General features: G+C 42.0%; 20 protein-coding genes and 1 pseudogene. 15 read left to right on the top strand and 6 right to left on the bottom strand.

Annotation, left to right across the window (positions count from 1 at the left end; all coding sequences use genetic code 11):
- Nucleotides 1-81 precede the first annotated feature (81 nt).
- From L3V77_RS10530 to cqsA, 11 genes are all read left to right on the top strand, one after another.
- The gene (locus tag L3V77_RS10530; RefSeq protein ID WP_275134115.1) at nucleotides 82-753 is read left to right on the top strand and encodes an ABC transporter ATP-binding protein; all 672 of its coding nucleotides are present in this window, start codon (nucleotides 82-84) and stop codon (nucleotides 751-753) included.
- Complete coding sequence (locus tag L3V77_RS10525; RefSeq protein WP_275134114.1) at nucleotides 746-3,286, top strand: ABC transporter permease; 2,541 nt, start codon at nucleotides 746-748, stop codon at nucleotides 3,284-3,286. The genes L3V77_RS10530 and L3V77_RS10525 overlap by 8 nt, the downstream gene beginning before the upstream one ends.
- On the top strand, nucleotides 3,283-4,398 hold the full coding sequence (locus tag L3V77_RS10520; protein ID WP_275134113.1) for a lipocalin-like domain-containing protein: 1,116 nt from the start codon (nucleotides 3,283-3,285) through the stop codon (nucleotides 4,396-4,398). The genes L3V77_RS10525 and L3V77_RS10520 overlap by 4 nt, the downstream gene beginning before the upstream one ends.
- Before the next feature lie 131 nt (nucleotides 4,399-4,529).
- Nucleotides 4,530-5,636, top strand: coding sequence for a M20/M25/M40 family metallo-hydrolase (locus L3V77_RS10515; protein WP_275134112.1), 1,107 nt, complete (start codon nucleotides 4,530-4,532; stop codon nucleotides 5,634-5,636).
- Between the two features lie 263 nt (nucleotides 5,637-5,899).
- Complete coding sequence (locus tag L3V77_RS10510) at nucleotides 5,900-8,149, top strand: EAL domain-containing protein (protein ID WP_275134111.1); 2,250 nt, start codon at nucleotides 5,900-5,902, stop codon at nucleotides 8,147-8,149.
- Between the two features lie 343 nt (nucleotides 8,150-8,492).
- A complete protein-coding gene (locus L3V77_RS10505; protein WP_275134110.1) occupies nucleotides 8,493-10,109 on the top strand; it encodes an alpha/beta hydrolase in 1,617 nt (538 codons plus the stop codon).
- 528 nt (nucleotides 10,110-10,637) lie between these two features.
- Nucleotides 10,638-10,835: a hypothetical protein gene (locus tag L3V77_RS10500; protein WP_275134109.1), complete on the top strand. Its 198-nt coding sequence runs from the start codon at nucleotides 10,638-10,640 to the stop codon at nucleotides 10,833-10,835.
- Nucleotides 10,836-10,954: 119 nt separating this feature from the next.
- On the top strand, nucleotides 10,955-11,125 hold the full coding sequence (locus tag L3V77_RS10495) for a hypothetical protein (RefSeq protein WP_275134108.1): 171 nt from the start codon (nucleotides 10,955-10,957) through the stop codon (nucleotides 11,123-11,125).
- A 225-nt stretch (nucleotides 11,126-11,350) separates the two neighbouring features.
- Nucleotides 11,351-12,166: a hypothetical protein gene (locus tag L3V77_RS10490; RefSeq protein ID WP_275134107.1), complete on the top strand. Its 816-nt coding sequence runs from the start codon at nucleotides 11,351-11,353 to the stop codon at nucleotides 12,164-12,166.
- Between the two features lie 40 nt (nucleotides 12,167-12,206).
- Nucleotides 12,207-12,515, top strand: coding sequence for a helix-turn-helix domain-containing protein (locus tag L3V77_RS10485; protein WP_275134106.1), 309 nt, complete (start codon nucleotides 12,207-12,209; stop codon nucleotides 12,513-12,515).
- Between the two features lie 297 nt (nucleotides 12,516-12,812).
- Complete coding sequence (gene cqsA / locus L3V77_RS10480; RefSeq protein ID WP_275134105.1) at nucleotides 12,813-13,988, top strand: alpha-hydroxyketone-type quorum-sensing autoinducer synthase; 1,176 nt, start codon at nucleotides 12,813-12,815, stop codon at nucleotides 13,986-13,988.
- A gap of 77 nt (nucleotides 13,989-14,065) precedes the next feature.
- Here the strand turns inward: cqsA and L3V77_RS10475 are convergent, their stop codons facing one another.
- The 3 genes from L3V77_RS10475 to L3V77_RS10465 all read right to left on the bottom strand — a co-directional run bounded on the left by L3V77_RS10475 (nucleotide 14,066) and on the right by L3V77_RS10465 (nucleotide 18,052).
- Nucleotides 14,066-16,114 (bottom strand): hybrid sensor histidine kinase/response regulator, encoded by a 2,049-nt coding sequence (locus L3V77_RS10475; protein WP_275134104.1) that lies wholly within the window; start codon nucleotides 16,112-16,114, stop codon nucleotides 14,066-14,068.
- Nucleotides 16,115-16,268: 154 nt separating this feature from the next.
- Nucleotides 16,269-16,628, bottom strand: coding sequence for a 5-carboxymethyl-2-hydroxymuconate Delta-isomerase (locus tag L3V77_RS10470; RefSeq protein ID WP_275134103.1), 360 nt, complete (start codon nucleotides 16,626-16,628; stop codon nucleotides 16,269-16,271).
- A gap of 209 nt (nucleotides 16,629-16,837) precedes the next feature.
- On the bottom strand, nucleotides 16,838-18,052 hold the full coding sequence (locus L3V77_RS10465) for an acyltransferase family protein (protein ID WP_275134102.1): 1,215 nt from the start codon (nucleotides 18,050-18,052) through the stop codon (nucleotides 16,838-16,840).
- Nucleotides 18,053-18,233: 181 nt separating this feature from the next.
- On the opposite strand from L3V77_RS10465, the gene L3V77_RS10460 reads away from it, so the two are divergent.
- The 3 genes and pseudogenes from L3V77_RS10460 to L3V77_RS10450 all read left to right on the top strand — a co-directional run.
- Entirely contained in the window at nucleotides 18,234-19,085 is an 852-nt protein-coding gene (locus L3V77_RS10460; RefSeq protein ID WP_275134101.1) for a LytTR family DNA-binding domain-containing protein, read from the top strand.
- Nucleotides 19,086-19,365: 280 nt separating this feature from the next.
- Nucleotides 19,366-21,237 carry a methyl-accepting chemotaxis protein gene (locus L3V77_RS10455; RefSeq protein WP_275134100.1) on the top strand — a complete coding sequence of 624 codons (1,872 nt, stop codon included), beginning with the start codon at nucleotides 19,366-19,368 and terminating at the stop codon, nucleotides 21,235-21,237.
- Nucleotides 21,238-21,325: 88 nt separating this feature from the next.
- Nucleotides 21,326-21,490, top strand: a pseudogene (locus L3V77_RS10450) (ATP-binding protein); the annotation flags it as partial.
- Nucleotides 21,491-21,538: 48 nt separating this feature from the next.
- Here L3V77_RS10450 and L3V77_RS10445 read toward each other — a convergent pair.
- On the bottom strand, nucleotides 21,539-22,765 hold the full coding sequence (locus tag L3V77_RS10445) for an iron-containing alcohol dehydrogenase (protein WP_275134099.1): 1,227 nt from the start codon (nucleotides 22,763-22,765) through the stop codon (nucleotides 21,539-21,541).
- 297 nt (nucleotides 22,766-23,062) lie between these two features.
- A complete protein-coding gene (locus L3V77_RS10440) occupies nucleotides 23,063-23,458 on the bottom strand; it encodes an alkaline phosphatase (protein WP_275136747.1) in 396 nt (131 codons plus the stop codon).
- A 219-nt stretch (nucleotides 23,459-23,677) separates the two neighbouring features.
- Here L3V77_RS10440 and L3V77_RS10435 point away from each other — a divergent pair, with 219 nt between their 5' ends.
- Nucleotides 23,678-25,222 carry a glutamate synthase-related protein gene (locus L3V77_RS10435; protein WP_275134098.1) on the top strand — a complete coding sequence of 515 codons (1,545 nt, stop codon included), beginning with the start codon at nucleotides 23,678-23,680 and terminating at the stop codon, nucleotides 25,220-25,222.
- 109 nt (nucleotides 25,223-25,331) lie between these two features.
- On the opposite strand, the gene L3V77_RS10430 is transcribed toward L3V77_RS10435, so the two are convergent.
- Complete coding sequence (locus tag L3V77_RS10430) at nucleotides 25,332-26,297, bottom strand: zinc transporter ZntB (RefSeq protein WP_275134097.1); 966 nt, start codon at nucleotides 26,295-26,297, stop codon at nucleotides 25,332-25,334.
- Between the last annotated feature and the right edge of the window lie 14 nt (nucleotides 26,298-26,311).

Genomic DNA, 26,311 nt, shown 5'->3' with positions numbered 1-26,311 from the left:
TATTCGATGCCACGCTTTTCTCGTTCTTGCTATAAGAATAATAGGTTATGCTAGTCCTATTGGCTTGAGGTATGGAATCCTATGAAAAAAGAGCAGATAGTTCAGTTAGATGAGATAACTAAAGAGTTTATTGACGGCGACCAACGCCATAGAGTTTTAGATAAACTTGGGCTAACCCTCTTTCGTGGCGATACCGTTGCACTTACTGGTGCCAGTGGGAGTGGGAAAAGTACCTTGCTCAACGTTATAGCCGGATTCGAGCCACCCAGTTCCGGGCAACTGGCACTTCTAGGAAACAATACTCAACATTGGCTAGATAAACGCTGGAGTCAGTTTCGCCATCAGAACTTGGGTGTTGTATTTCAACAGTTAAATCTTCTTACGCCTTTGAACGTCGCCGATAACATCGCGTTTCCTCTGCAACTCAATAACCTTGAATGGAATGACTGGTGTGATCATCTGACTAACCGATTGGGTCTAAAAGCCTTACTGGGTCGTCATGTTGAGAATCTGTCGGGGGGCCAACAGCAGCGTGTCGCGATCGCCAGAGCACTCGCACATAAACCCGAGTTGTTGCTTGCAGATGAACCAACCGGCAATTTGGATCAAACGGCTAGCGTAGAGGTGATGGAGCTTTTGTGTGAATTAGCGGCAGAAAACAACACGAGCATATTATTGGTGACTCATAGCCAGACGTGCGCGGGTTTCATGAACCGTCACTGGCATCTGGAGCAGGGTAATATCCATGAGTAGTCATTCTGGTGGTCATTCATTCTTTAAAAAAACAATGCCTAAGAGTGCCCTGTTTACAAAGACCAAGCTTTGTTTGCAGATCTTCTTTGCACACTACCAAAAATCACCGCTTCAGGCGGGCGCAATTGTCATAGGTATTGTTCTTGCGGTTACCCTGCTTACAGGGGTCAGGGCGATCAATGAAAACGCCAAGCGCAGTTACAGCGCCGTGTCCGAGCAACTAAGTCAGCAAGCCAGTTGGTTTATTACACCCAACATAGGACAATCGTTGCTTGATGATGCCATCTATTTTGATCTCAGAAATGCTGGATTTAGCCAGAGCTTAGCAGTCATAGAGGGAACATTGCTCGATGGCTTCGGGAACCGTTGGCAGGTTCAAGGCAGTGATCTGGTTGCGGCTTTAACCGCACTGAAAAAAGACAACAGCGACGCTGACAACAATAGTCGCCTTTCGCTGTTTGATGATCGTCTTCCCGTCACCGACATGTTGGCGGGCAAACCGATTGTGTTAATGAGTCGAGCGCAGGCAGAAACGTTAGCCGAGGGCTCAGAGATCACGCTGGCAGGACAAAAGCTCAAGGTAGTAAGCTTGAATGATAGCTTTAGCTTGGGTAACCGTATTTTGATGGATATCTCTCTGGCTCAACGGTTACTCACTAGCCCGGATAAACTGAGCTATATCGCACTTTTTGACTACGATGAGCAAGATCATGAGCCGTTGATTCAACTGGTGGGTGACAGAGCGGTGCTAAGTCAGAGCGATAAAGGTGAAAATCTTACGGCGCTTACAGAGAGTTTTCACCTCAACCTAACCGCAATGAGTATGCTCGCGTTTATCGTGGGTCTGTTTATTGCCTATAATGGTGTACGTTACAGCCTGTTAAAAAGACAGCGACTCTTTATTCAATTACAACAAATCGGCATGCCTAAGGTGCCGTTACTTTTGGCACTTTTTTTAGAGCTATTTGGTTTGATCTTAATCGGCTCTGTCATTGGCTTCACCTTGGGGCTTCAGCTTAGTCACTGGCTTCACCCTATGGTTTCGGTGACGCTTGAGCAATTGTACAACGCAAGGGTATTACCGGGCGTTTGGAGCTGGAATTGGTTGTGGCAGGCGATGTTGCTTACGATGGTATCTACAATCCTTGCCTGCAGCTCACTCTTCTCTCAGCTTCTACGCCAACCGTTGGCAAGAAGTGTAGGGCAATACAGTCAACAGACAAATGCTAACCGAATACACCGAATCCAGTTCACCGTTGCGATCATTTTGGCTGCGATTTCCACTGTTTTGATGCCTTTCAGTGATGATTATCAACAGACCATGGCGCTTCTTGGTCTGGTTATTATCGCGATCCCGCTTTCTCTGCCTTTGTCATTGTCGGTACTGGTGAATCTTATTGGCAAGTTTACTCGAAAGGGGCTAATAGGATACCAAGTTGCAGAAACGAAAGAGCTGATTTCACCTCTATCATTGGCCATGATGGCAATGCTTCTGGCCCTTACTGCAAACATCGCCATGAATACACTGGTGGGCAGTTTTGAATCGACGCTGACGAACTGGTTGAATGTTCGGTTACATGCTGACCTTTATGTGCGCCCTGCTGAATCTCGGATAAGTGAGGTAGAACAGTTCCTGCATAAACAACCTGACGTTCGTGCGGTGTATAAACAGTATTACCAAAAGAGTCAGTACGGTGGTCTACCCATTATATTGGGAAGCAAGGATCCGGAAACCATGAAAAAGACGGCCATTTTTAAAGGGTCAGCAAACGACGTATGGGCACAATTTGCTAATGGAAAGACGGTCATTATCAGCGAACCAATGGCGATTAGACTGAAGCTGTCGTTGGGGGACCGCATCGAATTAGATGCAATTCCAGAACGATTATTTACCATCGGCGGAATATTCTACGATTACGGAAACCCCTACGGTGAGGTACTAATACCACAGACGCTTTGGAATCAGCTTGGTTTTTCAACCGTACCTGCTGGGATAGGGGTTGGTTTCGATGGGGAGCCGGATACACTTCGACAACGGCTGAAGCGACATCTTGGTATTTCAGATGCGCTGATGTATGACCAACAACAGATCAAACAACGGGCGATTTCGATATTCAATAAGACGTTCTCCATTACAAGGGTGTTAAATAGTCTGACTTTGCTAGTCGCGTCCGTCGGTTTGTTTAGCGCTTGTTTCATGCTCACTCAGGCCAGAGTCGCACCAATCGCACGCTTATACAGTTTGGGGATCAGTCAGCGACGCTTGACCTTTATGGTGATCAGCCAGATGCTGAGTATTGTTTTACTGACGTGTCTGGTTGCCTTGCTTACTGGGGCGATGCTGGGGTATCTGCTGATAAACAAAGTCACTCTGCAAGCTTTTGGCTGGAGTATCGCTATGCTGTGGGATTGGCAGGCCTACTTTAAAGTGGTGGCTATTGCTCTGATCGCCAGTTTACTGGCAGTCGCCTTGCCGATTTACCTGCAAACAAAACGGCCACTTATCTCTAGCCTTCAGAGTGAGGTGATATGATGCGTCCAAACGCTTTATTTTCTTCTATCTCGTTTGCCTCATTGGCCTCGGTTTTGGCCTTGATATTGACCGGTTGCTCTGATTCTGAGGCAGAGAAATCGATGGGCAATATACTTGGTAATACCACCGACAGCTATTCCGAAGTGCGTCCTGAGACCCAAATAGTGTTCCCTTCAGATCATCTTTCTCATCCCTCGTTCCGTCAGGAATGGTGGTATCTAACTGCAAATCTGAAAACGGAAACAGGAAAACGTATAGGGATACAGTGGACTCAGTTCCGGATGGCGATGTCAGCCGATATTGGGGAGCTAAAACAAACCGAAGGGTGGGCAACCAATCAGCTTTTTCTGGCGCATACAGCCGTGACCACAGAAGAGGTGCACTTGGCCAATGAAAAATGGTCGCGGGCGCACCCCAAATTTGCAGCGGTAACCGCAAACCCTCTCACGATTAAATTGGATAACTGGAAATGGCAGGCGAAAGGGGATGGCCTGTTTCCTGCGCGGTTAACGGTTGAAAGTGACCGCTTCAATTATCAATTATCATTGACAAGTCATCGACCGTTGCAGCGACAAGGGGAGAATGGTTTTAGCCGAAAAAGTGCCGATGGAAAGGTGGCTTCACATTATTACAGCCAACCATTTATTGAAGTGGAAGGTGAGATCGAACTTGATGGAGAATTAATACCAGTAACCGGAACCGGATGGCTTGATAGAGAGTGGAGCTCGCAGTTTTTGACGGACTCGCAGCAAGGCTGGGATTGGTTTGCACTGCGCATGAATGATGGTTCAACACTGATGCTATTTCAGCTTAGGGCAAGCAAGGGAGATCAACCGGGTTTCTACAGTGCGAGGAGAATGTACACGGATGGTCGTGGTGAAAACATCGCCTCTTCTGATATCACCATGAAACCTTCAGAGTTTCATCAGATCGAAGAAGGGCGCTATCCCGTCGCCTGGAATATCATTATTCCAAATCAACAGATAGATCTGAACGTTAGAGCGCTTAACATGAATGCTAAGATGCCTCTTAGTATTCCTTATTGGGAAGGGCCGGTCTTTTTTAACGGTAGTCACTCCGGTGAAGGTTATATGGAATTGACGGGATACTGATTTGCGAGTCGCTTGGTAGAACTGAAAAATAGGCGTTTGCTGTCGAACAATTTATTGATTCAGTGCATCTTTTGTCATACTTGCTTTGGTTAGAGTAGCCCTATATTTCCTTTCAATATAGAAGAAGAAACATGACTCAAGTGAACCAAGATCGTTTAGTTAATCACTTTCTAGATATCATTCAAATCGACAGTGAATCAAAAAATGAAAAAGCGATTGCAGAAACATTGGCAGAACAGTTAGATGGGCTAGGTTTCTCTGTCACCAAGTTACCTGTTCCAGAGCACGTATCCAACGGCTTCAACATTTATGCTCGTTTAAACGGAGAGTTAGAGGGCAGTATTGTATTCAGTTCGCACATGGACACCGTGATCCCGGGTAATGGCATTGAACCTATTATTGAAGATGGAGTTATCCGATCTAAAGGCAACACAGTTCTTGGTGGCGATGATAAGTCAGGCATTGCCGCGGTGATGGAAGCAGTACGTGTTATCAAAGAAAATAACCTAGCACACAAATCCATTGAGCTCGCCTTTACTGTGTATGAAGAAGGTGGCTTAAACGGGTCTAAAAACTACGATATGAGTTACATTCAATCAAGTCACGCGATTGTATTAGATTCAGGTGGCCCAATAGGCAGTATCGTTACTTCGGCCCCAGGCCAACAAAACCTAAAAGTGTCGATTACGGGTCGTCCTGCACATGCAGGTTTAGCACCAGAAGAAGGTATCAATGCCTTAACGGTTGCAGCTGATGCAATTACAAATATGGCGCTGGCGCGTATTGATGAAGAAACGACAGCAAACATCGGTGTTGTACGTGGTGGTCAAGCGACTAACATAGTGATGCCTGACCTTTATATCGAAGGGGAGGCGCGTTCTCTTAATGATGTAAAACTAGCGAAACAAGTTGAGCACATGGAATCAACATTTAAGGGTGCGGCAGAAAAACATGAAGCTCAAATCGATATCATCTCAACTCGTGCTTACAATGCCTATAAGATTGCGGACGAAAACCCACACGTAGCCGGGATTAAAGAAGCATTTGAAAGCATTAATATCCGCTCATTTACCAAATCTACCGGTGGTGGTTCTGATGCAAACATATTCAATGAAAAAGGCTTAACCACCGTCAACCTTTCTACGGGTATGTCTAAAGTGCATACGACAGAAGAGTACATAAAGGTGGCTGATATGGTTGATATCACGCGTTTCTTAACGGCGTATCTAACTCGTTAATTGGGACGTTTTTTCGTTATAAATATGTCTTTCTTCAAAATACGTTAATGTTTTAATACAAAAACCAGTGGGGTATTTCCGCTGGTTTTTTTGCTTATACCACGCTAAGTATATTATTGATTAACATGGATATATCTCCGTAGATGAATTATGTACACACCTCAATAACGTCTTTTCTGTTCAGAATTTGTCACCCCAAACATATTCAATAAGTGAAATCGTTAGTATAATTAATAAATTCTATGAATAGTTTGGTTGTCTCTATGGAAAATGATCAGCATTTACTCGCGCAGGTTAATAAGTTACGGCTTGAACTGATTTCGGTTCAGGACACCAATGAGCAGTTAGCTGATGAATTAGGAAAAAGTAACCAACGTTTTATTTTGGCTATGCGTGGAGCAAATGAGGGAGTCTGGGATTGGAATATTGAGACAGATACGGTTTACTTCTCACCTCGTTGGAAATCCATGCTTGGATATGAAGAAGATGAACTGGAAGGCAACTTATCTACGTGGAAATCTTTGGTTCACCCTGATGAAAAGAAATTTGTATTAGAGAAAGCTGCGGATTATTTATCTGGAAGGGTTGATAAGTTTGAAGTTGAAATGCGAATGCGGCATAAGAATGGACATTTTGTTTATATTCGTTCATCAGCTTTTAAGGTCATAGAGTCAACAGGGACGCAGGTAGTGCGACTCATTGGGTATCATACTGATATATCAAAACAAAAAGAGTCTGATTTTTTCAAAATAAAACATACCAAAATTCTCGAGATGATAGCGAAAGGTGTCCCGGCACCGAGGGTCTATGATGAGATTGCTTTGTTGTATGAAAATAAACATCCCGGCATGCGTTGCTCTATGCTGGAATTAGATGGCAATACCCTTTTACACGGTGGGGCGCCTAGTATGCCGAAGGCATACTGTGATGCCGTCAATGGATTGAAAATTGGTGTAGACGTTGGATCCTGTGGTGCCTCGACGTTTACAGGTAAGCGTGTGTTGGTCGAGAACATAGTAACCGACCCCAATTGGAAATTTCTCAAAGACGTGACACTGCCACATGGTATGCGCTGTTGTTGGTCAGAACCGGTCATGAGTTCGACAAATGGTGTGCTTGGTGCGTTTGGGATGTACTACAATCACCCTGCATTACCGAATGAAGAAGAATCAGCCGATCTGACTTCTGCTGCCATGTTAACCAGTATCGTGATGGAAAGAGATCAAAATCAGAAGCGAATGAGAGAGCTCGCTTATACCGATGAACTAACCGGGTTTTCTAGCCGATCTCACTTACATCTCTATCTTGAAGAACTCATTGAGACATCCGCAACCAATAACAAACACTTTGCACTTTATTATATAGATTTAGACAATTTTAAAGGTATCAATGACAGTTTGGGTCATGATATCGGTGATATTCACCTTCAAGAAATTGCAGAGCGACTGCTCCAGTTAAATAGAAATATCTATCTTATTTCGCGCTTAGGTGGCGATGAATTCTGTATCCTGGTCGACTATATCGACATTAAAACAACCGAAAGCATAGCCCAAGAGTGCCTTGACTCCGTATCGCAACCTTCGCTTCTTTCAGGAAGGAAGGTAATACAAACCTGTAGTATTGGTATTGCATGTTTCCCAGAGGATGGCCAAGACCTAAAAGGGTTGTTAAAGGCCGCAGATACGGCTCTCTACAGAGCAAAAGAGAACGGGAAAAATCAATTTTCATTTTACAATAAATCATTTAGTACAAAAGCAGAGTATAAATTTAAGATAGAACAGTATCTAAGAGAAGCGATTGAAAAAAATCAGCTTTATGTTGAATACCAGACTCAAATAGATATTAAAACAGGCCACATTATTGGTGTGGAAGCGTTAGCACGTTGGCATCATCCTACTTTAGGGCAAGTACCGCCTTATGAATTTATCGAAATAGCAGAACGAATTGGGATGATGAAGCCATTAACCGAGTTCATATTGAATCGGGCTTGTAGCCAGGTTTCCGATTGGAGAAATGCTGGGTTTACAAATATTCGCGTTGCGGTAAACATATCCCCAACTCACTTCCTTGATGCTGAATTTGTTCCAATGGTGCGAAAGGTATTAAATGATACGCATATCCCTCCTTCTTCTTTGGAATTGGAAGTAACAGAGAGTGTGGTTCAGACAAAAGATAAGTATCTATCTGTCTTTAAACAATTGAGGCAATTAGGCGTATTAATGGCAATCGATGACTTTGGTACTGGTTATTCATCATTTGCATCCTTGAAACATCTCAATGTTGACAGCCTAAAAATAGATAAATATTTTTTAGACGATTATGAAGACCGCAAAACTGAACTTTTGATCGGATCCATGATAGAAATGGCACACTCTCTGGAGTACAACGTTGTTGCCGAGGGGGTAGAGTATGTTGAACAGCTAAATTTACTGAAGAAACTTGGCTGCGATTTAGCGCAAGGCTATTTATTTAGTAAACCGCTAAAGCCAGAGGCGATTTATGAGTTGTTGTAATTGCCACTCATTGTAGAATACGTTGTCGTGTTGGGGTCACTGTTTTTCAATATCTCATACGCCTCAAACCATTTGTCATATCACACACGGCTCCCTTGGTGAGTTCAATTCTGTTATTAAATCTGTCGTTTTGCTCATCCTGCATTATTGATGTCATTTCCAATATATTATTGGTCACGGTATGTCCTCTAACTAAATAGCCAAAATAACTATATAACTACACCTTTTGTGAATTGGAAGGTAGACTTGATCGCAATATATAGAGTTGGGTCGGTTTCTACGGATTGGCTTTTCAACGCGACAAATAGTTAAGTTTTATTATCTGAGTAGGGGAAATTTTAGTGTGAACAGAGCTGCTTTCAATGCCTGTGGACTGTTGGTGATATCTTTTTTGTTGTCCTCATGTTCCTACCTAAAATACACGTCAGTTCAAGCGAATTATGAGCGGATTCAAAACGCCGATCCAAGTCAATCAAATCTTAAGCACATGTTGGACCGGGAATCCTTTTTTGTTATCGGAAAAACAATCGATGATCATGGTAGATATGACGATGTGCCTTTAGCGATTGCTGCTTATTCCGACAAGTATAAACCCAATGAGCGCGTGGACACGATGTTCTCTCAAGGTTCTGCGGGCACACATTTTGGACTGAACCTCCCAGAAGGAAGTTATGACCTAGAGGTGTATGCCGACATCAATGGTGATGATGTTTTTGAGCAAGCGGAGAGTATAGGAAGTAGAAAACTCCTTCTCGACAGAATGAGCCACTCAACACTTGTCGTCAACCATATCGATATTCAACTCACAACAGAGCGGGTGTCTATTCGGCCAGTGAGAATCGCCGTTCCAGTCGTCATTGAAACGAAACAATCTCTTTTCTATCCTTCGGGCTCTATTCGATCCCTAGATGACCCTTTGTTTGATGACAATATGTCGACTTTAGGCATGTACGACCCTGCTTCTTTTTTGGAACATGCCCCTACAATGTTCTATGCACTGGAAGAAGATGAAGCACACAAGATCCCAGTAGTATTCGTACACGGTATTGGTGGTAGTGCGAGATCATTTGACCCCATCATTCGCCACCTCGATCGCGAGCGCTACAAACCGTGGTTTTTCTACTACCCTTCCGGTGGTGATCTGGATCAGCTTTCCCATCTCTTTTATCGCCTTTTCCTTTCTGGCGATGTTGTACCTTTAGGAGATATGCCACTGATTGTCGTCGCGCATAGCATGGGTGGCTTGGTTGTTAGAGAGGCAATCAACCAGTATTCAGGGATGGATGAGGAAAACAGAGTAGAACTATTCGTTACTATTGCCAGCCCTATGGGAGGGCATCCAGCCGCCGCTGACGGTGAAAAATACGGACAATTAGTACTACCAGCATGGCGTGATTTGAATCCCGATAGCCGTTTTATTCAATCATTATATCGAAAGCCATTTCCTGAATTCGTCGATCATCAGCTTTTTTATGCCTATAGAAATTCCGACAGACTCAAACTAGGTGAGAACAGCGATGGTGTCGTCCCGCTATCCAGCCAACTGCGCCCAGAAGCACAAAAGCAATCAAATCAGACGTTTGGGTTTGAAAGCGGTCATGTCGATATTCTGGTTAACGAACAAATGATAGCGCGGCTCAATGAACTGATGATCAATGTAGACGGCATCGTTTCCGAGGAAGGGATGGCAGTATTAGCTCGCGGTGGTTTCGACGTACAACTGAGTGATAATTACAGACCGACCACTGAACATTTGATCCGCTATGCGGGTAAGTATTTGGTATTACTTGTCCATGGTCGTATTCCCTCTAAACTTCCACAACAAGAACATTTTATTTTGGCAGCACTTGGAAAAGTACCAGCAACGACGGACTTAGAGGAAGAGTTCATCATGTTTATGGATGAGTACCCTGACTTGGTTGCAAGCACTTTGACGAATTATCCTGAAGGTGAAGAGTAATCGATTAATATGAGTAAAGGGTAAGAAGTCGATGCCGAGATATACCTTAAATAACGTCTAAACGTGGCCGGCCCTATGAGGAGATATTTTATCCCTTCATAAGGGCTTTGTTGTATTTATACGGTGGCTGCCCGCCCAGTGATTAAGATTGTACTGCTATTCTATGGCGCGGGTTACACCGCCACGAGTCCTAAATAACCATTCTGTACGTGTTCAAGTAAGTCGGTGTTTATCAATTAATTTATTAATAATAATACCAAATTCATTCATTTCTTTAGATTTATTTGTCCGAATTCGCCAAAGTGGACGATCTGTTCGTTATCTTCGCTTAAGTTACTGTTCAACGAACTATGGAAACACATAGAGAACCCATCCTTATGTGCATTCATGGTTTATTAATAAAGGGTAAAGGAATAGCTGTCGGGTTACCCATACAGCTGAGCTGAGCTGATCTGGTCACATCGTATCCAACTGGACTTGCCATGTTGTCGTCAGTTTAGAAGGTGCTTGATTGCTGAGGGGTATACCATGCAGACGTTTGTCGAGATTAACCTGAATAAAATACTGTATGGCGACATCTGTATAGATTTTGAAAATTTATTATCAGTCGTGTTATTTATTATATTGGCTTTGATGATGTTAATAGCGACGGCTAATCAGGTTATTTCCACAATAAAGATATTGAGACAATATTATGCCGAAAATAAAAAGGAGAAGGATGAATGAAATTGGTTAAACGTAATGTAATGAATGTGTCTATTGTCTAACCAATATATAAAGGCCAAAAATCGACAATCGCTCTGTTATTTGATGCGGGGTATCGAGGCGATGACTTCAATGTAGATTTGAATGGACTGAACTATCGTATTATTGGTGGCGTAGGGTTTGACTCGGTAGACGCGACGATTTTAAGTGGTATAGAGGATCGTGATACGAGCATTGATATGGGAATTAATGGAGATATAAACATTGGCAGTGGAATGGTTTCTGTTTATTTCTTTATCCAGTCAATTTAACCTGATTCATTCTGCAACCTACCATTTTTGACGGCTAGTCGATGAGAAATAGCACACCGCCTAGTGCTCGATAAAGTACTGGGCAGTGACAAAAGGCTATATCGTGTATAAGGAGACGTCGTGCTACCTAAGCAATAATAAAATATATAATTGACAGAGAGTGTATTAACTTTAATTATGTTTTCTTTCGTCATTGTGACATTAGAAACTTTAAAGGATGAAGGCGTGCACTGGATCTCAATGATTGAACTCATTACTGGATTCTCAGTGATTTTGTTAAGTATTTGTTTCATGCTAGTGGTTGCGCATCCGCTCAAATGGTTGACAGCAAAGAATGAATTAATCGCACTTTTTGCTGGTTTTGCCGTGGTAAAAATGGCGATGTTTTTGGGCATTGTTATTGACCCACCTGTTTCTGAGATTTTGAATATACTCGCGCTTCCGATAGTTTTATTACTTGGTCCACTAACGGCTGGATTCACAGATTCTACACTGCATTTGAGAACAGCAAATGTAGTCACTAAGAAAAAGAGTGCTCTACTGGTTTTTGGCTTGTTCTTAATGATACCGTTGTTACTTAACAGTCTATCTCTAGACGTATTAGCGGGTAACAAATGGTTAGCAAGCTCAATTGACGTATCTTTGGGGCTTTTCTTTCTGACTTACTTGATCAGCAGTTCTCGGTATTTCGTTCCTATGCTTTGGAACTTAATGCGAGGTTCCTTGTATGGTGTTGGTTATAGTGAAGACACTTACCATTGGTTCAAAGGCGTCTGGTTGTCGATGTCAATGACATGGCTAATTATTCTAGCTGATTTAACCATGAGCATTTTCTATTATGAACCTTCTGATAATAATGCGGTCTTCTCCATACTATATAGCGTGCCACCTCTGCACAGCGTTATTTTTTCCATACTCGATTTGGTTATCTGGCTTATATTATTAGGCTTTACAACCGCATATTGTCAAAAACCTAGGGGTAAAGAAGAAAGAGAAGTATGCGAAAACGTAAAAAAAATATCGTACTTCTGCGTTAACTGAAAACAAAGCAGAGCTAATAATTCGTGATTTGAATGCGATCATGAAAAAAGAAAACTACTTTCTAGATAGCGCTCTTTCACTAGAAAAAACTGCCCAAAAAATAAGCATACAACCGCAATATCTTTCGCAGTCAATTAACCAATACTGTGGGATGAGTTTCTATGAATATTTAGCCAGTTTCCGGATTGAATACGCTAAAAATGAACTCCTTCAGCACCCGAAGAAGAACATTTTAGACGTTGCAATGCAGTCCGGTTTTAACGCTAAGAGCACCTTTAACTTAACGTTTAAAAAATATACAGGCCTTACTCCTTCAGATTTTCGAAAACAAAATAGTGACAATAGTTAACCGATACTGAGAGATATTTTGTAGGTGTTCTTACCCTTATCTAAGAACGTCGTATAGTAAGTTCAGTGTCCATCGTTTAATGCTTCAAACTAGCCGAACGACCCTAAATAATGCCTTAATTACACGTTTGTAGAGCTCGCTCATCCTACTGAAATCAATTGCCTTCCCAACCCTTAAATATGGAGTTTGCTACTCCAACGATAAATATGCAAATTGAGTAATGACTATCTTTTCAAAGTCTGGAATATAGATAGATGTCAGCGCTGGCGTTTTTCTAAATTACAATGAGACTTGATTATGAGTAATAAAACGAAACCACTTCCTGCCTTTATTGAGGAACGCCTAGATTTTTATATTGAAGATATAATTGAATCAAATCAGAATCAAAAACATTTGGTTTTGGGTAAACGTCCAACCGCAGACGCGGTGATAATGCAAAGTAATGATTACTTGGCACTGTCTCACAATAAGGAGATTCAAGCGGCCCACAAACGAGCGATATCTGAGCAAGATGACAATGTTGTTATGTCGGCCGTTTTTCTGCAGGATGAAGAATCAAAGCCAGAGTTCGAGAATGAGCTTGCAGAGTACGTGGGCATGGAAACCTGTTTGTTGTCCCAATCTGGTTGGGCTGCGAACCTTGGTCTGTTACAAACTATTTGTGCTCCGGGAACGCCGATCTACATCGATTTTTTTGCCCACATGTCCTTATGGGAAGGCGCGAGAATATCAGGCGGGGCAATTTATCCATTTATGCACAATAATATCCGGCATCTGCGTAAACAGATTAAGAGACATGGCGCCGGCGTCATTGTTGTTGATTCGATCTACAGCACAATAGGAACTATTGCACCACTTGAAGCTATCTACGAAATAGCGAACGAGTTCGGTTGCGCGTTGGTCGTCGACGAATCTCATTCGTTGGGTACCCATGGTCCGAACGGTTCAGGGCTGATAAATGCATTGGGAGTTCAAGACCAAGTGGATTTTGTTACGGTAAGTTTGGCCAAGACGTTTGCTTACCGCGCAGGCGCTATTTTGGGCCCCAAGAAACTTAGTCAGACATTACCTTTTATCTCATACCCGGCTATTTTTAGCTCTACGGTGTTGCCTCAAGAGGTGGCGAGGTTAAGAAAAACACTAGAGATAATTAGACATGCAGAGGGGAAAAGACAAACATTGTTCCGTCGTGCGAATGAGCTAAGAGCGGGATTAAAGGCGATAGGTTTTAATATTCGTAGCGAGTCACAGATTATATCTTTGGAGTGTGGCGGAGAACGCAACATGGAGCGCGTACGAGATTTCCTAGAAGAGAATGATGTGTTTGGGGCTATTTTTTGTCGCCCCGCGACGGGAAAGAACAAAAGCATAATGCGCTTTTCGGTCAATGCAGATTTGACCGTCAAAGACGTCGACCATGTTTTAACGGTTTGCCATGAAGCGTACAAAAATCCAAACCTAGAGTTTGTGTAACGTTACCGCTAAGACACGATGAGTAAATCAGTGCCGCTACATTAAGAAAAGAGCTTGGTTACTGGCTAAGCTCTTTACTAAATCCAATCGGATATTTTATCAAGCAGTTGATTTTTATCCGCAGGCTTTACGATATATCCGGACATCGAAGATGAATCGATCTTATTGAGCATACTGGGAGAGTTATCCCCTGTATGAGCAATAATAGGGATATTGGCAAACTCTTTTTTGGATTGACGAATGCGAAGCGATGCCTCTAACCCATCCATTACTGGCATCTCAATATCCATAAGAATTAGATCGATATTCTCTTTTTCTAGCGCTTCAATGGCTTGCAAACCATTGTTTTTTTGAATGACATTAAGCCCCTGTTTTTCTAGCAGTATTGAAGTGAATTTTCGTAAGGACTCATTATCATCCACAATCATGATTGTACGTTTATCTTCGTTTCTGGATGGCAATTTTTGTGTCACCGTATTGACGTAGGTAGCGTCAAATAGTAAACGCTCAATCGTCTCTTTAGGGTGCGATAACCAAGAGTCTGTATCAATCCAGATAGAGGTAAAACTGGCTTTGCTAAGGTGTTGGATGGGACGCTGTTGGAACAAATAAACAAGTTGAGCTTCAGAAAATGAATAGAGAGACTCGAGTTTATCTAGCTGGTTATTACCTAGCGTGACACTCTCGACATCAACGACGATGAGGTCATATTCGAATTCGTATTCCATCTTTTCTAAGGTAGTATCAATATTTAAGGTTGTGAGTTCAACACCCATAACGCGGCCAACGCTGGTCATTGTCGATGTCAAATGGTCTTGTTCGCTAATAAATAATACCGACTTAAGTTTGGTCAGTTCACTCTTAATATCTCTTACGATATTTGACTCTATTCGTGGCAGTGTCATGCTAAACTGAGTCCACTTACCAAGCTCAGATTGGCATTGAATATCCCCACCAAATGAGCGCATTACTTTTTTACAGAAAGGCAAACCGAGGCCATAATTCCCTGCTTTACCCGTGGTATAGAAATCCTTAAACATGTTTTCAAGTACTTTTTGTGTAATACCTGAGCCTGTGTCCGTGACAATAATCGTATTCAATTTTTGCTCTGATTTTAGTGCAAGGTGAACGGTAAAATCGCTGTCGTTGCGGTGATGGAAAGCATTTTTTAGCAGATTATATACAACATATTTTAGTAACGTGTCACTACCAAAAAACTCGAATTCACTGTGAACCTTCAATGATACTGCGGCTCTATCTACCTCGCGCTTATAGCTAAAGCTTTCTATTGCGCTTTCAACAACCTCTTGAGCAGGGTGCTTCTTAAATGTCGAACGAGACACTCGATTCTCGTCGATAGATGTTAGTAGCAAATCGATAGTTTCGTTCCCTGAATGAATGATCGTCATGGCGTCACTGCTGACTTCAAGTAAGCGGAGGATCTCTTTTCTACTGAGCTGATACGTCTCTTTGTTATCCTTAGTGGCATTTGGCAATATGGATTGAATAACATCTATAGACAAGCAAAGGCTGCTAAGAGGATTTCGCATCTCATGTGCAATTCCGGCCCCAAAAGACTTAGCTATAGAGACTTTTGAGTCATAATCTGCCTGATAACGATAGAAGCATAGGCTTCCGAACAGATAGGTAAAAAAGAAAACGGGTAACAACTGCATCCAATCGATGGTTACTTCCAGAGAGTAGCCTTTATTTATCCACGCAAATAGAGTGGCGAATATCAACCCCACAAAGGTTTGAAGAAACAGCAGCCAAGTAATGTGGACCAACAAGATATGCAGAAAGATGGCAGACATAAATGACATCACCCAAACGAGGGACCAATCATTCATTAACAACATATAGAAAAAGAAAAATGGCAGCGAAGTAATAATGACGACTTGATAGTACAAGTGCATATATTGACGGAAGCTTGATTGAAGATGATTCCGGCAAACAATGCCCACAAACAAGAGTGAACAGAACAAACGAAGAGGGAGTGTTTCGTACTGCTGAGGAAAAAGGGTTCCCCACACTAGATAATAGAGAGGATACCCAATGACACCGAGCAACCCGACTAAAGTAAGGTTAGGTTCAGCGTACTGATATACTTTACGTAATGCTTCCATATTACTGTAATGCCAACTCTATGCTTAACCGAAATATAGCGTTCAATGCTATTGAGCGCGTAATCGTAAAATATTGTGTTCGTATACTACTGATTGACCATTTGTTATGCAATGTTGATCGGTTTCAGATACAAGGTAACGCGACAAAACTACATCAAAACGATGCGTCAACAAGCATATCCCTATTACAGTATGTCGATTTTTCAAACTCCCGAATGTTAACCGCAATATTCGAAACGTCAGGAAATAATAAGACGAGTTGTTTAACGATGACTCTTGAAAGTGACGCTTTTTGTTCTGTTGTACGACCTTCCATAATGTTCGAAAAGACGTGGATGAAGTCATCCTTTTTATTTCCGACTAGGTAAGTTTTAAACGGATTTACACGAACTTTGATTTCGTTTTCATTGAATAAACCGGTCGAAACAGCAGCGGTGTGAATTTCTTTGAGGATCTGTTCTTCTTGCTGAATATTCAGAATGTGCTCAGAACAATCTATAACGAAGTGAGGCATAACTTTCCTTATTAAAGCAGAGTGGCAAAAAATTAATCCGTGTTCATGGTATCTTAAACATCGTTTAGTCTAGCGAAAGTATACCTTATCTCACCCAGCAGAATTCATAGAAAAAACTAGATTTGAGCAGCAATAAGATAAATCGACTGAGATTGCCGCCATGCACTCATTTGCCCCTTAAAATGCTAGACACTGGGACAAGCGGTAGATTAAAAGGGATTGAAAGGTTTAGATGATAGCTTTGCAGTGTATGTTTCTGTTATCTGCTTTGATTTCATTCCGAAAAGAAACCTTAGAAGATCAGTTTGCTTGATAACAAGTTCATAAAGCAAACCACAAATGATGAATGTGCCACAGGATATGACCAGAAATGTCGTCACTCCAGATAACTTCCAGCCAATAACATAATAGCCAAACACGATTATTATCGTCTGATGCAGAATGAAAAATGGATACACAGCTTGACTGCAATATCGTAAAGCCCTGTTAGTGAAATTAAGGTGCCTTCTTGCGAAACCGATAATGAGTGCGATCCATGACCACTTAACAGTTAATCGTATCAGATCCCAAGCGAGACCTTTTTCAACGATGAAATCTTCGGCGGGGAGATTATAGATCAGCAGTAGTACACCATAGCTTGCTAATCCTAAGGCTAGGGTCCGATATCTATTCTCTTCAAAAGATAGCCATATAAGTGGCATTCGAACAAAGACGAGTCCCATTATCACTGCAAAAAGAAAGAGGCTATGAGCGTACCAGTCGTTATGAAATGCATGGGTTATCTTGTGATCGTTAAATAAGAGATAGTTGGATAAGTAAATGACTAGAGGAATATAAATAATACGCCTCTTTTGCGACAACCAGCGTTCAATTGTCACAAGAAAAGCCTTTCCCGTAGTACTGTTAATAAATTTCATCAGAGGGAGAAGGACAAGGGTGTAGTGAAATAGATAGAGTACGTACCACATATGGTTGTAGGTTGGAAAGGGGGCCTCCATTCGCTCATCCCAAGTAAACGTAAAGTAAAATGTAGACCAGAACTGCCAGAATGAACCTTCAAACACTCCTTTTTGGATTGCTTCATAATAAGATTGTGGCGCAACGACCACCGCGACGGCGAACAGCAACGGAAGGTAGAGTTTAATGACGCGTTGCCAAGTAAACGATTTCAGTGGCATCTTGGCGATCATATAACTCATTGCGACGCCGGACACGATAAACAGTATATCGAGACGCCAGGTTGAAGTGAGTAGCATAATAGATTTTAGCGAGACGCTGTTATAACCACTCTCAATATGAAAACTCCAGTCCACAAACATCATGGCTGTATGATAAAAAATGAGAAAAGCAAAGGCTAACACCCGAACCCAATCGAGAAAGTAGAGTCGTTGACTCGTTGTACTGGTATGTATTCCATCCGACATTATAATTTCCTTAACCGCGTAAATTCTTGCAAACTTTGTGTTAATATCTTGTGACAAATAGTAGCTTCAATTGGGTCAACGAAACATCCAAGAAGGCTGAAACGACAATGGTTAGGGTCGAGACGCGGTATAATGGGATGAAAAATCATCAAGAGCCGACTTCAAAAAAGAAAGGTGTGAAATGATGCTTTTAAAAACAATAGAGAAGCGTCCCCAATTATTCATATTTCTGTTTTTTTCGTTCTACATAATCATCAATAACACCATCAATGCCACGTCGATTATCATGGAAGCGCTCCGGAGTGGTGGTGAGCTATCTTTTCCGTTTTGGTCTCCTTTTCTTTCGGAGTATTCCAGTGCTGTTGGTTTCATGTTGGCATTGCCACTGATCGCCATCTTGTTAAATAAATTTCCGTTAACTTGGCTGTTTTACAAAAAAAATCTAATTTGGCACTTTATAGGGTCAATTCTATTTTCGTTGATCCACGTGTCGTTGATGGTGCTGATACGAAAAATCATCTTTTATACTCAAGGAATACACTATCAATTTGGTGATATCTCCTTGGAGTTATTTTATGAATATCGGAAAGATGCGTGGCTCTACGTGTTTTTTGTATTGTATAGCTACAGTTTCAATTTCGTGATCAGTCGAATGATTGGCGAGGCCAAATTGGTTGATGAAGGTGAAGATGAACCAGTTCAGCAATCTATAGATAGACTGTTAATTCGAAAGCTTGGAAAGGAATTTATAGTTAAGATTGATGATATTGAGTGGTTAGAGTCATCCGGAAACTACGTCAATTTGCACATAAAAGAGCGGGTCTACCCTATTCGTGCCACGCTAGGTGGCCTAATAGAACAAATATCAGATAGAGGTTTTTGTAGAATACATCGTTCATACGGAATCAACCTAGACGAAGTAGAGTCGATCACGCCTCAACCAAGTGGTGATGCAGAGATCAAACTTAAAAACGGTAAGCGCTTGAATCTATCTCGACACTATAAAGATAGCTTTAGAATGAAATTGGGCTAAAGAAATAGAGCTTCAAAACATTGACCGGGCCATTTTGCTTTATAACGAAATTAACAACCCTCAACACCATTACTTAACCTAATCAATAAAATCATCTCGCGGCGATATGCAATTCATCACAGTTATATGTACGTTTGTTAACCAAACAAATCGATATATCCATTATTTATATAATTCGGTGAGATATGTAGCAGAAATATGCCACTATTCAAATTAATATGCTTATTACATACTACTCACTGCGCATTATTGCATATCAATTAAAATTGGATTTAGAATCATGAAGTTTAACTACAAAATTGTGGCGGCATCATCTTTAATGCTGTTTGTGTCTGTTTCGTTTTTAACGATACAGCAGTTATATACAGTTAAGAGCCATATTGGGTCTCAGATCGATAGAAATATTAAAGAGATGTTGAGTAGTGTAAAAAATTACACCTTCTCTGAGTTACAGGCTCAGAAGAATGTCGCAAAAGCGGTGAGCGAATTTGTTGAGTTTTCTGCAGAAGATTACCAGCATGCACAGAAAGTGGTTGAAAGCGCACAGGTTAAGACATCTTTTCTTGCCGCAGGTGTTGGGTACGAATCAAATGGAAAGATGCTCGAAAATGTCGACACTTGGGAAGCCGGAGACGATTTCGATCCTAGAACTCGCCCATGGTACCAGCAGTCCAAGCAGGCGCAGAAGATTATCTTAACCCAACCTTATTTGAATGACTCAACCAATGAAATAAACGTATCTATAGGTAGCCCTCTGCATCAAAAAGGACGCTATATAGGGAGCATGTTTTTTGATGTCTCGTTGACTAATCTATCGGAAGCGGTGAATCAATTTAATACATTTGATGCGGGTTATATTTTTATTGTGACTGAGTCGGGCAGCACTATTGCTCATCCAAATAACAAATTTAATGGCGTCAATATTTCCGAATACTTGCCGAATATTAATATTCGAGATGGTGCACAAGAAATAGAACTGGCAGGTAAAAACCTTCAGGTTACGTTTATGCCAATACCCGGAGAAAACTGGTATGTTGGCGCGGTTGTAGATGAAGAACTGGCTTATTTTGCACTCAATAGTCTGCGAAATAAATCTATCTTATTTAGCTTCATCGCGCTGGTACTCAGTATTTTTGCTTTGACTTACTGGATTCGTTATTTACTGCGCCCTCTGGCAAATTTTAATGATGCTATTCACGGTATTGCTACAGGGCACGGAGATCTAACTCAACGTCTAGATACCAACACCGACGAAGAGTTTTCTCTATTAGCGAAAAGTTTTAATACCTTTGTTAGTAAACTTCAGGATCAACTAAAACAATCAAAGACTCTCGGTACCAGTATTAAAGAAGGTACAGAGATGACAGCCGAAGGTGCCAAACAATCGGCACAAGCAATGGGGACGCAGTTAAAAGAGTTAGAGCAACTCGCCACCGCTATGCATGAAATGTCGGTCACTTCTACAGAAGTCGCCAACAATGCTAATCAAGCGGCGACATCGGTTAAAGAGGCAGAGCAAGCAACCAGTAACGGGTCAGATATGGTGAGTGATACTGCAAACACCATTGAAAATCTGTCGAGTAAAATTGAGTATGCCGTTGAAGAAGTAAAAGCACTCACCATTGCGTCTAATAACATTGAGTCTATTCTAAAAGTTATCAATGATATTGCAGACCAAACAAACTTATTGGCTTTGAATGCCGCTATTGAAGCTGCGCGTGCTGGAGATTCGGGTCGAGGTTTTGCTGTGGTAGCTGATGAAGTTAGAAATTTGGCTCAAAAAACACAGAAATCGACAACTGAAATAAAGAGCATGATAGAACAGTTGCAAAGCGGTGCTCAGTCCGTTTCTAAAGCAATGAATGAAAGTCAACTTGAAGCGGATCAAGCGGTTAAACAAGCGACAGGTGCAAATTCGGCCCTAGGTGATATTCAGGCACTCATTCTAACTATCAGTGATATGAATACTCAGATTGCATCAGCAGCTGAAGAACAAAGTTTGGTATCAGAAGAGGTGAATGCGAATACTTTAAATATAAAATCTTTGTCTGAGCAAGTTGCCGAGGCTGCGGGTAATGCCAATTTGGCAATGAAAACCCAAATAAAAAATGTAAACGACCAAGACGTCTTACTAAATAGCTTTAAGGTGTAGCTAATCGAATAGCCGAAACTTGGTTCGTATTCGATCTTTTGTTCATTTTATATCAATGTAGGGCTCATGTTTACAGGAGAGCCCTGCATTTATTTCCTTTGCCCGTTTGGATAAAAGCCGAAATTGTAAAACTGACGGCTTGGGGTTAGGGTTGGCGATAGCCAAAAATGCAGCAAGAAAACTAGATGGGACATTAACCGTACAACATAGCCAATATGGTGGCGCCAAATTCATTTTGAATACGACCATATAGGTGTCGCATTACACGCTTTTTTGAAAGGAGAAAGTTTCAGGTATTATTTTATTTAAAGATAGTATAGATGAAGGTTTCAAGCTCATATTGTGAACTAAAGTAACGTGGCACTGGATATGGACTGATGTACACCTCTTTTATAATATTCGCACTCATTGTTTTTATGTCTGATTGTTGAATCATATTGGGTTCAACTCTAATATTAAGCGTTTCACAAAGCGCCGTAACGCGGTCCACTAACTTATTTGCCTTATCCAAGTCACAGCCCTCGGTGATAGCAATTGCCTCGGCCATCTCGGCCATTCTTTTCGTCGCAGTGGGGACATAAAACTTCAACACATGTGGAAGCACTAACGCGTTGGCAAGCCCGTGAGGCATCTTATAGAATGCACCGAGTTGATGTGCAATACCATGGACCCAACCAACACTAGTTTGAGTAAACGTTATGCCTGCATTATGAGAGGCTTGAGCCATCTTTAAACGACTCTCTAATGATGTGGCTCCTTCTCCATAACATTGAGGTAGGTAGGCAAAGATATCCCGAATCGTGTCTAGATTTATGTTGTCTAATTCCGGTGTTGAAAACAGACTTAAATAGGATTCCATTGCATGAGTGAGCGCATCGATTCCCGTTGTCGCGGTAATTGCAGGCGGTAAGCCAACCATCAACCTGGGGTCTAGCACTGCAAGGTCGGGAACAATCTTCATACTGATGATTTGTTTCTTCTGATGATCAATTTCATCTGTGATAACAGAAACAATCGTGGTTTCTGATCCCGTTCCTGCGGTTGTAGGTATGGCGACAAAATACGCGCCTTTACGCCTAATTTTAAATAGGCCAACCGTTTTTCTTGGCAGAGTGTTATTCAATGCGCAGGTATTAATGACTTTAGCTGCATCGATAGACGACCCTCCGCCAATCGCAATTATGGCGTCAAAGTTGTGTCTCTTGCATGCTTTAATGCCTTTACTAATGATAACAAAATCAGGGTCAGGAACGACACCATCAAATATCGCGTAATTAATTGAAGCCGCATTTAAAGCATCCAATATGATCTGAAAAGCAGGCAGCGTACGAAACACTTTATCGGTAATCACGACTGGACGTTGAATGCCTTTTAATTGCAATTTCTCAACCATATTCGTCACCGCAGAGTGGTTTGCGATAATGATTGGTGTTGGAAAAGAAAGACGGTGGGTAATGGGTTTCATTAACTTCGCGTAGCCTGAAAAAAGATGTTTTTTTATTGTGAAATGGCAGCGTTGAATATTCATCAGGTGACCTCTATATACTCTCGAAATGGCATCCTGCCATCTATCTATAATTAGCTTGCCCACTCGAAGTGAATCAGTAAAGCGTAGGTGATCAAATAGCAATACGCTAAAATCTGTTTTGTTTATAAGACAATTTAGTTGTACTTATTTATTGGAGGCACGGCAGTCCGATGAGTAAATAATCAAGTGACGAACGTCGATAGTTGAGATGATAAGATTATTTTGAAGGGACATACACTTTATATTTTGAAGGGACATACACTTTATGACTCCTGAACTTTAAGGTGAGTGTCCCCGTTATTCCATCGTCAACGTTAGTTGGGTACGTTTAGGGTTATCTTTCGTCGCGGGATAGCGAATGCCGTTATACATACCTGAGTAGGCGAACAGCCCAAGTAAATTACTATCGCTAGTGGTTGCGGCTAACTGGTCTTTGGTCAACGCGATTTGGTAGCCGGCTTCCTGTGCATCAGTTATTAGGTTTTTATTGTCTTTACGTTTAGGTTTTATTTTCACAGCGCCGTCAGCCATCTCGACAAAATCGTCATAGACTTTTCCTTTGTCATTCACTTCTTTTGGCAGCCAATGGCGTATGCCGCCTGAAAGCATTACATCGACACCTGACTCTAACATCTCTGCCGCAATAGTGTTTTCTAGTGAACCGTGTGGTTGATGGGCAGCGAAAGAGGCCAGCGTCGCGTGGGTGATACGAGTATCGTATAGTGAACTGAGATCTCGTTAAGGGTTGGGAAGGGGGATAATTTGAGGTTGTCAGGAATACACGCTAAATATGCTCATCATTCTCTGATCTTTGTGACTGTATACAGCTAATTAACATACATTGAGTTTCTTATTCTACTAACCTTATAGATAAGCCACGAAAGGCGGATATAACAATTATAAGGATAGAATATGAGCAACCCAATTGTCGAAAACAACAAACCTATCAACGTCGAATTGACGAAAGATCAAGAGTACTATTTTTGCACCTGTGGTCGCTCAGGGAATCAGCCTTATTGTGATGGTTCCCATGCAGGGTCAGGTTTTAAGCCTAAAAGCTTCATTGCGAAAGAGAGTGGCGGAGCCTATCTTTGTCGCTGTAAACACACCGCTAATCCGCCTTATTGTGATGGGTCTCATAAACAGTTCTCTAATGAACAGGTTGGGCAGGAAGGACCCGGTGTTCAGATACAGGCGGCGGGAAGTATGCCGGTTGCTGCGGCCACCAAAGAAGAACCGACGGTCGAATTTATCCATCAGTTAGCACGAGAAGGCCTCTCCAAAATGGGACATCACGGTCCCATGACGTCGATGGGTGTACCAAGGAATGAACTCCCTCATTGGGATGACCTACAGATTATGGTTGCACAGATGGCGACCAAACCGTTGCTAGAAGACGTTCCAGTGAGCACTCAATTGGTTATCGGTCCAAACGCCAAAAAGCCACTGACACTGAATATTCCGCTGTTTGTGTCAGATATGAGCTTTGGTGCTCTGTCGGAAGAAGCAAAGGTTTCACTAGCGACCGGAGCCGAGTTGGCCGGAACGGGAATATGCTCGGGAGAGGGAGGAATGTTGCCGGAAGAACAAGCCGCAAACTCACGTTATTTTTATGAGTTCGCAAGCGCTGGGTTTGGTTATGATGAATCTAAGTTAGTCAATGTACAGGCGTTCCATTTTAAAGGCGGTCAAGGTGCGAAGACAGGGACAGGTGGTCACTTACCGGGCAATAAAAATATCGGGAAAATCGCCGAAGTTAGGGGAATAGAAGCGGGGACTGCTGCCATATCGCCGCCGACCTTTAAGAATCTTCATACCACAGAAGATTTTAAAAGGTTTGCGGACAGAGTTCGTGAGGTGACTGGTGGTATTCCAATTGGCTTTAAACTCAGCGCTAATCATATTGAAAGCGATATTCAATTTGCGCTAGATGCCAGTGCAGATTATCTCATCCTTGATGGGCGTGGTGGAGGTACGGGCGCGGCACCAGAGATGTTTAGGGATCATATCAGCGTGCCAACCATTCCGGCTTTAGCACGTGCGAGAGCTTATCTAGATAAACAAGGTGTGAGTGGAGAAGTGACCTTGATAGTCACAGGCGGACTCCGTGTTCCAATGGATTTTGTGAAGGCAATGGCATTAGGGGCAGACGGGGTGGCGATATCCAATAGCGCTATGCAATCCATTGGTTGTGTTGCGGCTCGGATGTGTAATACCAACAATTGTCCTGCTGGCATTGCGACTCAAAAGGCCGATCTACGCCAAAGGTTGAATGTTAGCAAAGCGTCGGTGCAGTTGAAGAACTTCTTTGAAGCTTCGGTCGAGTTGATGCAGGTGATGTCTAGAGCTTGTGGGCATGATGCGCTAAACAAGTTTAACAAAAACGATCTGGCGACTTGGAAGAAAGAGATGGCGCAATTGTCGGGTGTGAAATATTCAGGGGTGAATAAGATATAGAACAAGAAATCTATTACCTTGTTCGTCACCCCCACTTTGTTATATGAAGCGTTAATTGATGAAGTGGGGGACGTGATGATACGTATAAATGACTTGTCAGTAACGATGACTAGAACCAGTTCTTTTTCTTGAATATCCAAACCTGAATAATGACGACACCAATAAGCAACAAATTAAATATGGCAAAAGAATCGCTGCTTTCGGCGCCGGGAATTCCGCCTACATTGACCCCAAATAATCCAGTAAGAAAACCGAGAGGCAAGAAAATAGCGGCAACAATCGAAAGAACATACATGCGATTGTTCATCTGTTCGGCGAGACGATTACTGAGCTCTTCTTGGCTAACAGTAGCGCGGTCTTTAATCGAGTCCAAATCTTCTATGTAGCGAACTAAGTGATCTAACGTTTCACGTAGTTGAATTTTATCTTCATTAGAAAATAGAGTAATTTTGTCACTTAATAACTGAATCATAGCTTCTTTTTGTGGCGACAAGTAACGTCTTAACGAGATGATCTGTCGGCGTAAAATCGAAAGTTCATTACGCAGACTATAATTAGTTGACGTGAGAATAGCTTCTTCAATATTGGCTATCTTTTCCTCAATGTCGTTGATTGTGTCACTCATTCTTGAAATCAATTTTTCAGTTAACTCTATGACAAAACGAGATGGTGAACTTGGCCCATTTCCCTGGTTGAAATCATTTGCAATATCTAGCGTCGAAAGTAGTTTTCGACATCTTGTACTGATTACTTTGTCATTTGTGACCCACAAACGGATAGAAACCATATCTTCGGGATCACTACCAGCCGCTAAGTTGACCCCTCTTAATGAAATCAATAACCCGCCATCGAGGCTCGTTGCTCTAGGGCGAGTCTCCTCATTTAATAGAGCATCAATGACGGTAGGGTTAAGTTTACTGTGATTTCTCAACCATAGAGTCGTGGAAGGAAGCGTGTAATCAAAATGAAGCCAGTGCGACCTATAAGCATCTAGTTCAGCAGTATTTTTAATTCTCTTCGTCAAGCCACTATTGTCGAAGTAGAACCCATATAGGATGTCAGAAACTTGCATCATGAACCTCTTTCGGT

The sequence above is a fragment of the Vibrio sp. DW001 genome (genome assembly GCF_029016285.1).
In the GTDB taxonomy this organism is placed as follows: Bacteria; Pseudomonadota; Gammaproteobacteria; order Enterobacterales; family Vibrionaceae; genus Vibrio.
Note: the sequence above shows the minus strand (reverse complement) of the source record. Positions and strands in the feature narration are given on the sequence as shown.

Bases quoted from the DNA above. Each gene is read 5' to 3' on its own strand.
- L3V77_RS10530 (WP_275134115.1), top strand. From the start codon at position 82: ATGAAAAAAGAGCAGATAGTTCAGTTAGATGAGATAACTAAAGAGTTT.
- L3V77_RS10525 (WP_275134114.1), top strand. From the start codon at position 746: ATGAGTAGTCATTCTGGTGGTCATTCATTCTTTAAAAAAACAATGCCT.
- L3V77_RS10520 (WP_275134113.1), top strand. From the start codon at position 3,283: ATGATGCGTCCAAACGCTTTATTTTCTTCTATCTCGTTTGCCTCATTG.
- L3V77_RS10515 (WP_275134112.1), top strand. From the start codon at position 4,530: ATGACTCAAGTGAACCAAGATCGTTTAGTTAATCACTTTCTAGATATC.
- L3V77_RS10510 (WP_275134111.1), top strand. From the start codon at position 5,900: ATGGAAAATGATCAGCATTTACTCGCGCAGGTTAATAAGTTACGGCTT.
- L3V77_RS10500 (WP_275134109.1), top strand. From the start codon at position 10,638: ATGCAGACGTTTGTCGAGATTAACCTGAATAAAATACTGTATGGCGAC.
- L3V77_RS10485 (WP_275134106.1), top strand. From the start codon at position 12,207: ATGAAAAAAGAAAACTACTTTCTAGATAGCGCTCTTTCACTAGAAAAA.
- cqsA (WP_275134105.1), top strand. From the start codon at position 12,813: ATGAGTAATAAAACGAAACCACTTCCTGCCTTTATTGAGGAACGCCTA.
- L3V77_RS10475 (WP_275134104.1), bottom strand. From the start codon at position 16,114: ATGGAAGCATTACGTAAAGTATATCAGTACGCTGAACCTAACCTTACT.
- L3V77_RS10470 (WP_275134103.1), bottom strand. From the start codon at position 16,628: ATGCCTCACTTCGTTATAGATTGTTCTGAGCACATTCTGAATATTCAG.
- L3V77_RS10465 (WP_275134102.1), bottom strand. From the start codon at position 18,052: ATGTCGGATGGAATACATACCAGTACAACGAGTCAACGACTCTACTTT.
- L3V77_RS10460 (WP_275134101.1), top strand. From the start codon at position 18,234: ATGATGCTTTTAAAAACAATAGAGAAGCGTCCCCAATTATTCATATTT.
- L3V77_RS10455 (WP_275134100.1), top strand. From the start codon at position 19,366: ATGAAGTTTAACTACAAAATTGTGGCGGCATCATCTTTAATGCTGTTT.
- L3V77_RS10445 (WP_275134099.1), bottom strand. From the start codon at position 22,765: ATGAATATTCAACGCTGCCATTTCACAATAAAAAAACATCTTTTTTCA.
- L3V77_RS10435 (WP_275134098.1), top strand. From the start codon at position 23,678: ATGAGCAACCCAATTGTCGAAAACAACAAACCTATCAACGTCGAATTG.
- L3V77_RS10430 (WP_275134097.1), bottom strand. From the start codon at position 26,297: ATGATGCAAGTTTCTGACATCCTATATGGGTTCTACTTCGACAATAGT.